The sequence below is a fragment of the Pseudorhizobium endolithicum genome, assembly GCF_902153245.2.
Lineage (GTDB): Bacteria > Pseudomonadota > Alphaproteobacteria > Rhizobiales > Rhizobiaceae > Neorhizobium > Neorhizobium endolithicum.
Map to the genome: position 1 here is coordinate 220,384 of NZ_CABFWF030000013.1, position 12,207 is coordinate 232,590.

Annotated in this window: 13 protein-coding genes; 6 read left to right on the top strand and 7 right to left on the bottom strand. The window is 63.0% G+C overall.

Annotation, left to right across the window (positions count from 1 at the left end; translation table 11 throughout):
- Positions 1–100 precede the first annotated feature (100 nt).
- Positions 101–664, bottom strand: coding sequence for a DUF2059 domain-containing protein (locus RTCK_RS14205; protein WP_142520582.1), 564 nt, complete (start codon positions 662–664; stop codon positions 101–103).
- Positions 665–684: 20 nt separating this feature from the next.
- Complete coding sequence (gene rpiA, locus RTCK_RS14210) at positions 685–1,380, bottom strand: ribose-5-phosphate isomerase RpiA (RefSeq protein WP_142520581.1); 696 nt, start codon at positions 1,378–1,380, stop codon at positions 685–687.
- 145 nt (positions 1,381–1,525) lie between these two features.
- On the opposite strand from rpiA, the gene gph reads away from it, so the two are divergent.
- On the top strand, positions 1,526–2,227 hold the full coding sequence (gph, locus tag RTCK_RS14215; RefSeq protein ID WP_142593282.1) for a phosphoglycolate phosphatase: 702 nt from the start codon (positions 1,526–1,528) through the stop codon (positions 2,225–2,227).
- Between the two features lie 47 nt (positions 2,228–2,274).
- Here gph and RTCK_RS14220 read toward each other — a convergent pair whose 3' ends face one another.
- Entirely contained in the window at positions 2,275–4,152 is a 1,878-nt protein-coding gene (locus RTCK_RS14220) for a L,D-transpeptidase family protein (protein ID WP_408004548.1), read from the bottom strand.
- 388 nt (positions 4,153–4,540) lie between these two features.
- Here RTCK_RS14220 and fumC point away from each other — a divergent pair, with 388 nt between their 5' ends.
- Both fumC and RTCK_RS14230 read left to right on the top strand, forming a co-directional pair.
- Entirely contained in the window at positions 4,541–5,932 is a 1,392-nt protein-coding gene (fumC, locus tag RTCK_RS14225; RefSeq protein WP_142593284.1) for a class II fumarate hydratase, read from the top strand.
- Positions 5,933–6,106: 174 nt separating this feature from the next.
- Positions 6,107–7,177: a GGDEF domain-containing protein gene (locus RTCK_RS14230; protein ID WP_408004549.1), complete on the top strand. Its 1,071-nt coding sequence runs from the start codon at positions 6,107–6,109 to the stop codon at positions 7,175–7,177.
- 19 nt (positions 7,178–7,196) lie between these two features.
- Here RTCK_RS14230 and RTCK_RS14235 read toward each other — a convergent pair whose 3' ends face one another.
- Complete coding sequence (locus RTCK_RS14235) at positions 7,197–7,805, bottom strand: pyridoxamine 5'-phosphate oxidase family protein (RefSeq protein WP_142520576.1); 609 nt, start codon at positions 7,803–7,805, stop codon at positions 7,197–7,199.
- Between the two features lie 66 nt (positions 7,806–7,871).
- A complete protein-coding gene (locus RTCK_RS14240; RefSeq protein WP_142520575.1) occupies positions 7,872–8,786 on the bottom strand; it encodes an alpha/beta hydrolase in 915 nt (304 codons plus the stop codon).
- A gap of 46 nt (positions 8,787–8,832) precedes the next feature.
- On the opposite strand from RTCK_RS14240, the gene RTCK_RS14245 reads away from it, so the two are divergent.
- Positions 8,833–9,303 carry a MarR family winged helix-turn-helix transcriptional regulator gene (locus tag RTCK_RS14245; protein WP_142593285.1) on the top strand — a complete coding sequence of 157 codons (471 nt, stop codon included), beginning with the start codon at positions 8,833–8,835 and terminating at the stop codon, positions 9,301–9,303.
- Between the two features lie 9 nt (positions 9,304–9,312).
- On the opposite strand, the gene RTCK_RS14250 is transcribed toward RTCK_RS14245, so the two are convergent.
- Positions 9,313–9,687, bottom strand: coding sequence for a gamma-butyrobetaine hydroxylase-like domain-containing protein (locus RTCK_RS14250; RefSeq protein WP_142593286.1), 375 nt, complete (start codon positions 9,685–9,687; stop codon positions 9,313–9,315).
- Positions 9,688–9,808: 121 nt separating this feature from the next.
- On the opposite strand from RTCK_RS14250, the gene moaA reads away from it, so the two are divergent.
- Positions 9,809–10,858 (top strand): GTP 3',8-cyclase MoaA, encoded by a 1,050-nt coding sequence (gene moaA, locus RTCK_RS14255; protein WP_142593287.1) that lies wholly within the window; start codon positions 9,809–9,811, stop codon positions 10,856–10,858.
- 109 nt (positions 10,859–10,967) lie between these two features.
- Here moaA and dksA read toward each other — a convergent pair whose 3' ends face one another.
- Positions 10,968–11,387 (bottom strand): RNA polymerase-binding protein DksA, encoded by a 420-nt coding sequence (dksA, locus tag RTCK_RS14260; RefSeq protein WP_142520571.1) that lies wholly within the window; start codon positions 11,385–11,387, stop codon positions 10,968–10,970.
- Between the two features lie 270 nt (positions 11,388–11,657).
- Between dksA and RTCK_RS14265 the strand changes: the two genes are divergently transcribed.
- Entirely contained in the window at positions 11,658–12,155 is a 498-nt protein-coding gene (locus RTCK_RS14265; protein WP_142593288.1) for a SixA phosphatase family protein, read from the top strand.
- Positions 12,156–12,207 lie beyond the last annotated feature (52 nt).

Here is a 12,207-nt window from a genome sequence, read left to right on the forward strand (position 1 = left end):
CTCCTTCATCGGCAATGGCAGTGGGTTCCATATAGGCGGCCCGCCCGAAAAAGAGAAAGCCCGGATCGCTCCGGGCCTCATTCTCTCGCTGGCTTGGGCCTTACTGTTGCGGCTGCGCTTCCGCCGGCTGCTCGACTTCCGGTGCCGGAGCCTCCACGGGTGCGGCGTCGATGGTGCCGCGCAGCTTTTCGCTGCTCTGGTTGGTGAGGTCTCGGGAAATCCCATTGGCCCAGATCTCGGCGGCCCTGCCCAGCTCGCGTGCTACCAGCGGGCCGTTCGACAGGAGCTTCTTGCCCGCTTCCGTCGCGTAGAAGGCGGAAATCGCCTTCAGCTCTTCCATCGTGAAGGCCTTTGCATAGATCGTGGCGGCTTCACGCTCGAGGTCTGCACGACGCGGTGCAAGAGCCAGCGCCTGCTCGTCGACGACCGCGGATATCTGCTCCTGGAAGTTCGGAGAGGCCTGGATGAACTGCGCCTTCAGCCGCTCTGCGAGGCCCGGAAGAATGTTGTCGTAGCGATTGGTGGCATTGATCGAGGCGATTGCCTCGCGGGCGGCGGCCAGATGTTCCTCGGAAATATCCTGCGCACGGACCGGCACTGCGATGCTGCCCGCAACCATCAGGGCAAGAGCTGTGGCGCGCCAGAAAACAGCGTGTTTAGTCATCAAAATAGTGCTCCTGTCTTTCATTGTGCCTTGAGCGTCCGCGCGCCGGTTTCGCCAGCAATGATCGCAAAGGACGCGAGATTGATGAACAGCCCGTGCTCAACGACGCCGGGGATGGAATTGAGTTGGATGGCGAGAGCCTCTGCATCAGGAATACGGCCAAAAGATGCGTCGAGAATATGGTGACCGCCGTCGGTCGTGAAGCTGTCCTCTCCGGATTTGCGGAGCTGGATATCACCGGTAAGGCCGAGGCGCCCGGCAAGCTTCTCGATGGCGATGCGGGTGGCCACGAGGCCGAAGGAATTGACTTCGATCGGCAAGGCGAAGGCGCCCAGCATCTCCACTACCTTGGACTCGTCGGCAATGACGATCATGCGTGAGGAAGCGGCCGCCACGATCTTCTCGCGCAGGAGGGCGCCGCCGCCGCCCTTGATCAGGCGCAGTTCGCCATCGACCTCGTCCGCTCCGTCGATCGTAAGGTCCAGTTCCGGCAGCTCGTCCAGCGACTTCAGCGGAACTCCGAGTTCGAGGCAGAGCCTCGCCGTTCGCTCGGAGGTCGGGACACCCTGGACCTGCAGTCCGTCCGCAACCTTCTCGGCCAGCAGCCTGACGAATTCTTCGGCCGTCGATCCGGTGCCGATGCCAAGCCGCATGCCGTCTTCGATGTGCGCCAACGCCGCTTCCGCAGCCTTGATCTTCATTTGCCGGGCGTCCATGCGCCAGAAGCTCCCCGTTGTTTCGCCGTTGCTGTTTACACGCCCGCCCCCGCAAGGAAAAGTCCCTTCACGCCGCTTGGTGTTTGCTTTCGCCGGTGCAGTCACCTATGCGGGATCGGCAGGACAATCGGGCACGGAGGCATGCATGACTGCTCCATTGGTGATTTTCGACCTCGACGGCACCCTTGTGGACACGGCGCCCGATCTCATCGCCAGCCTGAACCACACGATCGCCGCCGCCGGCCTCGCCCCGGTCACCTATGCCGATCTTACCCATCTCGTCGGCCAGGGCACGCGGGTGATGATCCGGCGGGCGTTCGAGCTGCGCGGCAGGCATATCGGCGATGACGCGATCGAACCGCTCCTCGACCGTTTCCTGGAGCACTACAAGCGGGAGATGCCGGGCTCGAGCCGTCCCTATCCGGGGTTGACGGAGGCGTTGGACCGGCTTTCGGAGGCCGGGGCGAACCTGGCCGTCTGCACGAACAAGCTTGAGGAGCTTGCCGTACCGCTGATGGAAAAACTCGGGCTGCTGGACCGCTTCATCACCGTGACCGGTGGCGACACCTTCCCCGTCCGCAAGCCGGATGCCCGCCACATCCTCGGCACGATCGAACGGGCCGGCAGACGCGCCGACCAGGCGGTCATGATCGGCGACAGCATCAATGACATTCTCGCGGCGCGCAATGCCGGCATCCCGTCGATCGCCGTGACCTTTGGCTATTCGGACGTGCCGGTAGCCGAGCTGCAACCGGACCACGTCATCGACCACTTCTCCGAACTCACGACGTCCCTGGTCGACCGGTTGATCGGAGCCGGACAGGCGGCAACGGCCGCCCAGGCATGAAAAAGGCGGCCCGCAGCCGCCTTTTTCATCATCGGGTTAGAACCAAATCAGGACACGCGCGCCGTGCTGGTAGCCTTCAGCGCCTTCAGCGTCGCCGCGTCCCGATCGTAGACGTCATCGAAATATTCCACCACGCCGTCCTTGTTCGGCCAGGCGGTGAAATAGGCCACGTAGACCGGGATCCGGTCGGAAACCGTTTCCCCGATATTCTTGCCCTTGGCGATCTTCGCACCGATCTCCTGCTCACTGACGCCGAGGACTGCAGCCGCCATCTTGCGGGGCTCGGCGAGGCGAATGCAGCCATGGCTCAGAGCCCGCATGTCACGCTTGAAGAAGCTCTTGGAAGGCGTGTCGTGCATGTAGATCGCATGCTCGTTCGGGAAGAGGATCTTCAATTCTCCGAGCGCATTGTCGCTGGACGGCGGCTGGCGCACGGCGATCGATTGCGTGGAGCCGTACCAGTTCACGCTGGTGGACGAGACGGGACGGCCGTTCACCTCCACCTGATAGCCCATGCGGTCGAGATAGGACGGGTCGGCCCGCAAATGCGGCAGCATTTCGTTGATGATGATCGACTGCGGCACGCCCCAGTAGGGGTTGAACTCCACCGTCTCGATCTGGTCCTGGAAGAAATAGGTCTGGTTCGCCTTGGAGCCGATGACGACGCGCATGGAGAACTGCTCCGTGCCCCCGTCATGGTAGGAGGCGGTATAGGCGGGCTGGTTGATGAAGACATGGCGCCCGCCGAGATCGGCGGGCAGCCAGCGCGCCTGCTCCATGGCAACGGTCAGCTTGTCGATCTTAGCCGCAACCGAGTGGCCGACCATCGCCCGGACCGTGGCGGGACCGATGACGCCGTCCGGCTTCAGCCCGGCCTCGTCCTGGAACCCCTTCACCAGGTCGACGACCGCCGGCGTGTACTGGTCATCCTGCTGATAGCTTGCCAGGAACGCCGAGTGCTTTTCCTTCAGCGCATCCGAACCATGCTTGCGGATGGCCGCGACGACATTGGCGAGTTCCGGGCTGGTGGCGCCGGGCTTCAGCAGGAGGTTCTCCGGCAGCGCGATACGCTGTCCCTCGTCCGCCTCCTCTGCCCGCAACCTTGCGAGTTCGTCTTTCAACGCCAGGAAATGGTCGCTCTGCGGTATGAGACCTTCGAGGTAACCGGCCGCATCCTCGCCGGACCTGATGAAGGGAAGCACGAGCGAAAGCTTCACATCCTTCCGCTTGAAATCGTGGTAGCCGGAGATCCGGTTCGGATCGAGGCGACCACGGATCATGTCCTGCGCGAACATCAGCGCTTTCGCTGAGAGCGCCAGCTCGAACTGCATGAGGGCGCGATCGTGATCGCTGCCTACCGGCGTCTTCGAGGCGTCGGAAACGGTCGCTGAGACCGTTTGGGTGCTGGCGGTCACCAATTCGGGCGGAGCGAGGCGGTAGTCGGCCGGATCAAGGCCGAACTCCTGCGCGCGGTCGAACAGCGCCAGAACGTCCCGACCTTTCTCATTGATGTCGCCGGCCGAGATCCAGAGCGGTTTGGTGCTCTTGCCGTAGAACGCCTCCAGGGCAGCGGCGATATCGGAGGGAGCCGACACCTTCGCCTCCGCCAGCAGGCGCTCGGGACCGGTGGAGGCGTTTGCGGCGAAACCGGCGGTCTTCACCAGGCGCGCCGGGTCCGCCTTGTAGACGTGATACTTGGGGCCGGAGACCTTCGGCAGCGGCTGGGGATCGATATTGCGCGGAGCCTGGCGCCCGGCATCCACGCCGGGCAGGCCGGAATCGTAGCTCGGCGCGCGCTTGCCCGGTCCGCCCCGGATGATGTCCATCAATGTCAATGCTTGGGCGGGTGCGACCCCGGCTGCAATGACGGAGACCGTCGATATGAACGCCAGTGCAATCGAGCTTCGCTTGGATGTCGTCTGCAATTTATACCCCGTCGCCTGAATCAGCCGTTGAACGGTCTCCCGGACGCTGTAGCGGAACGCGGGAGTCATGGAAAGAACGCGGCGCATCCCCGGGTGAGCGCGGACGCACTCCGCCTCGGTCGGGCCGCCTGCGCAATGTTAAGAAAATATTCGTTAAATTTTTACTGATGGGAAAGAATTCGAGGCTGACCTGACGCGTCCGCGGCGTTCACTAAATCGGCGCCAGTGTCATAAAAGGCACGGGGTCGGGCATGGCGGCGCGGCGGCGGGGACAGACGCTTCTCCGAATGCTGCGACCTTCGTTCACAAATCGGGTCGACGCCCTTGCACACCCGCGCTTTGTTGAATAACTCCGCTGCTATCATTCCGAGCACCAGAGGCATCAAAAATGGCATCCACTCGTACAGAAACCGACACCTTTGGACCGATCGAGGTTGCCGCCGACCGATACTGGGGCGCGCAGGCGCAACGCTCGCTCGGCAATTTCAAGATCGGCTGGGAGAAGCAGCCTGCCTCCGTCGTGCGCGCCCTCGGGATCGTCAAGCAGGCCGCCGCCCGCGCCAACATGGAACTCGGCGGTCTGGACAAGGAAGTCGGAAACGCGATCGTTGCGGCGGCCCAGGAGGTCATCGACGGCAAGCTGAACGACCATTTCCCGCTCGTCGTCTGGCAGACCGGTTCCGGCACCCAGTCCAACATGAATGCCAACGAGGTCATCTCGAACCGCGCGATCGAGATGCTGGGCGGCGTCATGGGCTCCAAGAAGCCCGTGCACCCGAACGACCACGTCAACATGAGCCAGTCGTCGAACGACACCTATCCGACCGCAATGCACATCGCCTGCGTCGAGCAGATACACCATCACCTCCTGCCTGCGCTCAAGCACCTGCACCAGGCGCTTGAGGTCAAGGTGAAGGCCTTCTCGCACATCATCAAGATCGGCCGCACCCATACCCAGGACGCAACGCCGCTGACGCTCGGCCAGGAGTTCTCCGGCTATGCGGCGCAGGTGGCCTCCGCAATTGCCAATATCGAGCTGACGCTGCCGGCCCTTTCGCGCCTCGCACAGGGCGGCACCGCTGTGGGAACCGGCCTGAATGCGCCGGTCGGCTTCGCGGAGAAGGTCGCCGAGGAAATCTCCGGGATCACCGGCCTGCCCTTCGTCACCGCACCGAACAAGTTCGAGGCCCTCGCCTCGCACGATTCGATGGTTTTCTCGCACGGCGCCATCAATGCCGCGGCGGCTGCGCTGTTCAAGATCGCCAACGACATCCGCTTCCTCGGTTCAGGCCCCCGCGCAGGTCTCGGCGAACTGTCGCTGCCGGAGAACGAGCCCGGCTCCTCCATCATGCCGGGCAAGGTCAACCCGACCCAGTCTGAGGCGCTCACCCAGGTCTGCGCCCACATCTTCGGCAACCATGCGGCGCTTACCTTCGCCGGCAGCCAGGGCCATTTCGAGCTGAACGTCTACAACCCGATGATGGCCTACAACTTCCTGCAGTCGGTGCAACTCCTCGGCGACGCCGCCGTGTCCTTCACCGACAACTGCGTGGTGGGCATCGACGCCCGCGAGGACAACATCAAGCGCGGGGTGGAGAACTCCCTGATGCTGGTCACCGCCCTCAACACCCGGCTCGGCTACGACACCTGCGCGAAGATCGCCAAGACGGCACACAAGAACGGCACGACGCTCCGCGAGGAAGCGGTGGGCGGCGGATATCTCACCAATGAGGAGTTCGACCAATACGTCCGTCCGGAGAACATGATCGGCCCCCGCTGATGGCGGGCTCCTTCGGACAGCGCGTCGCGCGCTGTCCGAAGGGAACGGCACGACCGACTGGTTCAGAATAAGCTAATAAAACAGCCGCTCGATTCTCTCGTCTTCCTTAATTGTTTTAGAATATATTTGTTATAAACATTCAGACTCGAAGTGTTGGGGAACGCGCCGGGGGACTTGATGACGACGACTGCGCAGAAGGCGCAAGCGAACGATGTTGTTGGCCAGATCATATATGCGCTGCGGACGATGGGCGTCGCGCCGATCCCTCGCAACTATCAGCTTTTCTATGAAGCCTACATCGGCTCCAACACGGCCCTGACCCAAGATCTGGCTGCTCTCGGCAGCCGAGCCACCCAGGAGGAACTGGACGCTCTCTCGGCACAATACATCGGCACCGGCCACGCCGAGGTGATCGAAAGGGCGCACGGCAAGCTGCTGGTGGAGCTCGAGGGCCTGCTTCGGCTGCTCCGCCAGGAGCAGCGGTCCATGGAAAGCTACACCAAGCTCCTCGGAGAGACCGCGACCCGCATCAACTCCAAGGCTAATTTCTCCAACGACATCATCGGCAACGCGATCGCGCTGCTGACCACGGCGACCACCGACACGATCGCGCACGGAGAGCGGACCGTCGACACGGTCGCGGAACACTCCTTGGAGATGGATGAAGTCCGGAAGGAGCTCGATGAGTACAAGCGCATCGCCAACACCGATTCGCTCACCCGCCTCAGCAATCGCCGCGCCTTTGACGACAAGCTCACATCGCTCTTCGACAGCGCCGGCAACCTGCCGGTCACCGCACTCGTCCTTGCCGATATCGACAACTTCAAGAAGATCAACGATACCTACGGGCATCCGGTTGGGGACAAGATCCTGGCAACCGTCGCGTCCGTTATCCGCGCCAATGTCCGCAAGGACCTGTTCGTCGCCCGCACGGGGGGCGAGGAGTTCGCCATCATCGTGGAAGGCAATACGGCCGAAGAGGTGATGCTGATCTGCGAGCGCATCCGCTGTGCGCTGGAGACACGCAGCTTCCGCAACTCCCGCTCGGGCGTCCAGTACGGCCCCATCACCATCTCGCTGGGCTATTCCATGGGTAGCCAGGCCGAAGACGCCGGCCATCTCTATGCCAATGCCGATGCGGCGCTCTATCACGCCAAGCATAGCGGCCGGAACCGGACCGTCCTTTTCGAAGAGGCGATGAGCCGGGACTATGCCGGCAAGAACTGGCTTATCTACCGTAACTGAGCGCTTTGCAGGGCCGCTGCTACCACATGGTAGCGGCAGCCCGTGCCGCCCATTCCCGATCGTAGGTCCCCTGGTCGAAATCGGCCTTCGCAGCCTTGAGCAGCGCGCCCGGTGTCGGCAGCGTCGCAGGGTCGACAAATCGCTCCGGGTTCCAAAGCTCGGCCCGCATGATGGCGCGCGCGCACTGGAAATAGACCTCGGCGATGGTGATGACGATCACGCTGCGCGGGTGACGGTTCTCCATTTCAAAGCTTGCCAGCAGCGAAGGTTCGACGGATATGACGGCCGATCCGTTGACGCGTATTGCCGTATTCGAACCGGGAATGAGGAACATCAGCGCCACGCGGGGGTCGCGGACGATGTTCATCAGCGAATCGATCCGGTTGTTGCCGCGCCAGTCCGGCAGCAGCAGCGTCTGCCCGTCCCCGATCCGAACGCATGTTCCGACATCGCCGCGGGGCGAACAATCCAGTCCTTCCGGACCCGCCGTAGCAAGCGCTACGAAGGGCGACGCCTCGATCATCCGGCGATACTCGTCCGTCAACGTCCGTGTCACCTTCACCCGGGAAGCGTCGGAGACGTCGCCATAGATCTGCTTCAGGTCTTCAATGGTGCGGATGATCGCCATGCTGCCCCTCGCCCCTTCCATGGGTGAATGATGCGACACTATGGTGACGGCCGGACAGGTTCAACCTCAGGCGGCGGTACTTCGGCGGTCTCCCTTGTCGTCCATGACAAGAAATCCGACCACCGTATCGATGACCTCGGGCGCGGCGATGATCCGCCGGTGCCCATGGCCGTTCGCCCAGTGGATGCGCGCCGACGGGACGGACGCGTAACGCCGTGCGTGAGCGGCATCGACCTCCTTGTCCTCCTCCGCGTGAACCACGAGGAGCGGTGTCCTTATCCGTTCTGCGATCGGGATGGCATCGAATTGCGACAGGGGCGCGCCCGCGACCGATTCGGCATGTTCGATGAGGCTCGTCCGAACCGACTGGTTGAGGCCCAACATCTGCGAAAATCCATCGAAAAGCCATTCGATCCGGGTCGGCGAGCCGATCACGGCCATGCGCTGCGGCGAGATCCGGCCGGCGGCGGGCATGATTCCGCCAGCGGCCAGCAGTAGGCTCGCGCCGCCGAACGAGTGCCCGACGGCACCGTCGAAAGGCCCGAAATGCCGCTCCGCCTCGACAATCGCCTCCACGGCCATGCGCATGTTGAGATGCCGGCCAGTTGAGCGTCCATGGCCGGGAAGGTCCAATACCACGACATCCGCACCACCCGCCGCAAGCCCCTCCGCGAGGCCGGAAATATAAGCCGCGGCCGATCCCCATCCATGCACGACCAGCATACGCTTTCGGGGTGCGGCACCGGCGCCCTGGAGGAGGTAGGCCATCACTCTTGCTTTTCCGACCCGAAACGGCATGGTTTGCGCGGCAGCCAGACGTCTGCTTCCCTCGGAGTGAACCTTGTGGGCCTTGGCGCCGGCGGGTTTGCGCGCAGGAGTAAGGCAGAAAAGCTGGAAGGCGAGCCGGGCGGTCGCGCGCGGTGCGAGCCGTCCGCCGATGGAGAAAAGAGGACGAATGGCCTTGATTGCGATCGGCGGCATGAGGAAGACCTCTAGAATGTTCAATGATGAACAATAAAGTACAGGAATGAACAAAAATCAATCCCTGCCGTGGGACCACCCGCGCTTCAAGAGCTGGATCGCGGTTGCGCGCGCCTGCCAACTGATGCAGACGGTGCTGACGCGCGAACTGGCGCCGCTGGACATCAAGCCCCCTCACCTGGACATCCTGGTGAACCTCTATCGGTTCGAGGGAATCTCCCAGCAGGAGCTTGCCCGCAAGCTGCTCGTCGGCCGCTCCAACATCAGCATGACGCTGCCGCAGATGGAGCGGCGCGGGCTGATCGAACGGCGCGGCGACGCAAGGGACAAACGGGTTCTGCGCCTGTTTCTTACCGACGAAGGCCGGCGGGTAAGCGAGAAGGCGATGGCAATCCAGACAACGCTGATCGAGCGCATCCTCTCGGCCACGCCCATAGACGAATGCCTTGCCATCGCGGGCAACATGGAGCGGGTGGTCGAAGCGCTTCAGTCCGAAATTGCCGAGAATGGCGAGTGACCCCGCCGTTCAGAGGCCTCGCGCAGGCGGATCACGGGTCAGTCCCTTCCCGATGAGTTCCCGCTCGTAATCGGCAAACAACCGTTCGCCTTCCTCTCCGAGTTCCCGCAGATAGGTCCAGGTATAGATGCCGCTGCCGTGACCGTCGTCGAAACCGATGCGCACGGCATAGTTGCCTGCCGGCGTCAGGTTGGCGATGCCGACATTCCGCTTGCCCGGCACGGTCACCTTCTGGCCCGGACCGTGTCCCTGCACCTCGGCCGACGGCGACAGCACCCGGAGCATTTCCGCCGCCAGCGGATAGGACCGTCCGTCGTTGAAAGTGACATGGAGCACCCGCCGGTCCTTGGCGACGCGCAATTCAGTTGGCCATAGATCCGACATCTCTCTTCCGCTTCCTTCCGAGCAATAGGAGAGCACTAGAGGCTTGCGCGCCGTCTCGCAACCGGCTTGCTCTTGACGCGAGCGGCAATGCCGCCCACTTTGCCCGTTCAGGAGGAAAGACTTGAACACTCTGCCAGGACCGCTGGGCAATGCCCGTCCGCTTAGCGCCGAAGGGGCGCCGATGATCGATCCGTTCGGTCGCGCCGTCACCTATCTGCGGGTTTCCGTCACGGATCGCTGCGACTTCCGCTGCACCTATTGCATGGCGGAAAACATGACATTCCTGCCGAAGAAGGACCTGCTGACGCTGGAGGAACTGAACCGGCTCTGTTCCGCCTTCATCGCCAAGGGCGTGCGCAAGCTGCGCCTGACGGGCGGCGAGCCGCTGGTGCGCAAGAACATCATGCACCTGATCCGTGAGCTCGGACGCCATATCGACACCGGCGCACTTGAGGAACTGACCCTGACGACCAACGGATCGCAGCTCGCGCGCCATGCGGAGGAGCTCTATGCCTGCGGTGTCCGTCGCATCAACGTGTCCCTTGACACCCTCGACCCAGACAAGTTCAGGACCATCACCCGCTGGGGCGACTTCTCCAAGGTCATGGAAGGCATCGATGCCGCCCGGAAGGCGGGCCTGAAGATCAAGCTCAATGCCGTGGCGCTGAAGGATTTCAACCAGCACGAGATCCCCGACATGCTGCGTTTCGCCCATGGCCTCGGCATGGACATGACCGTCATCGAGACCATGCCCATGGGAGAGATCGAGGAGGACCGGACCGACCGCTACCTGCCTCTCTCGGAACTGCGGGCGGACCTGGAGCGGCAGTTCACGCTCATCGACATCCCCTACAGGACCGGCGGCCCCGCCCGATACGTGGAGGTTGCCGAAACCGGCGGGCGCCTGGGCTTCATCACGCCGATGACCCATAATTTCTGCGAAAGCTGCAACCGGGTTCGCCTGACCTGCACGGGCACGCTCTACATGTGTCTCGGCCAGAACGACGCCGCCGACCTCCGCACGGCGCTGCGCGCCTCCGAGGACGACGCCCTCCTGTCGCAGGCGATCGATGAGGCGATCCTGCGCAAGCCCAAGGGCCACGACTTCATCATCGACCGCAATCACAATCGTCCGGCCGTCGCGCGGCACATGAGCGTCACCGGCGGATAGGCGCCGCCCGTCCGTAGCCCGTTTCGTCGATCACGTCGGCCGGGGCCGTTCGCCCATGAAAAAAGGGCGCAGTTTCCCGCGCCCCCGACAACGTGGTAACTCGGCCCTGTCACTCGTCGCGGTAGACTTTCTCGCGACGTTCGTGCCGTTCCTGGGCCTCGATCGACAAGGTGGCGATCGGGCGGGCATCGAGACGCTTGAGTCCGATGGGCTCGCCGGTCTCCTCGCAGTAACCGTAGGTGCCGTCCTCGATACGCTGCAGCGCTGCATCGATCTTGGCGATCAGCTTGCGCTGGCGGTCCCGGGCCCGCAGTTCGATCGCCCGGTCCGTCTCCGAGGACGCCCGGTCGGCGAGGTCCGGATGGTTGGCGCTCTCCTCCGCGAGATGGTCCAGCGTCTCGCGCGCTTCCCGAAGGATGTCGTTCTTCCAGGCAATCAGCTTCGCCCGGAAATAGGCCTTCTGGCTTGCATTCATGAACTCATCGTCTTCCGAGAGCACATAGTTGCTAAGATCGATCTTCTCACTCACGCGATTCTCCCGAAGAACATCTCAAGGCGGGCTCTATATCCCAATCCGCCGTCGCCCTTCAACCCTGTTGATCCCCTTCCCGCTATTTTTAAAACTGTCAAATTATTGTGCTAAGCGCCTAATATTTAACCGGTTTATTCTGTGCGGCGGGCACCTCTCCTTTGCGGTCACGCCATTCTTGCTCCGATACTCCTCCTGACCATCGTCTTGGTTGACGCGCCTTTCCGCCACAGGTACCCATCCGCCAGGATCAGTACGGGCAGCGGAAAGATGAACAGAAGATCCCCCTCGCGCATCTATTTGCTGCGTCACGCCAGATCGGCCTGGGCACAGCCCGGCGAGCGGGATTTCGATCGGCCGCTGGACGAGGAGGGTTTCGCCGAAGCCGAGATCCTCGCCGACAGGGCCGTCGATCTCGGCTACCGCCCGGTCCGCATCGTCAGTTCGACCGCGTTGCGGTGCCGCCAGACGGCCGAAGCCATGCGCCGCGCCCTGGACCACGACCTGGAACTGCTTTTCGCAGACGAGCTCTACAACGCCTCCTACGATGTCTATCTGGAGATGATCGCCAGCACGAACGATGCCGAATCGCTGATGTTCATCGGCCACAATCCCACGATCGAGGAGGTGCTGGAGAGGCTTGCGGGGAGCGACCGGACGGCCGCGGCGATCCCGACGGGCTATCCGACCGCGGGTCTGGCCGTACTGGATCGCCCGCAAGGCTCCGATGGGCGATACTGGGATATCGTGGATTTCCTGACCGCGTGAAGCCGGCCTGCGGCCGTCTTTCATCGCCGGAATGTCGGCCCTATATAGGCGG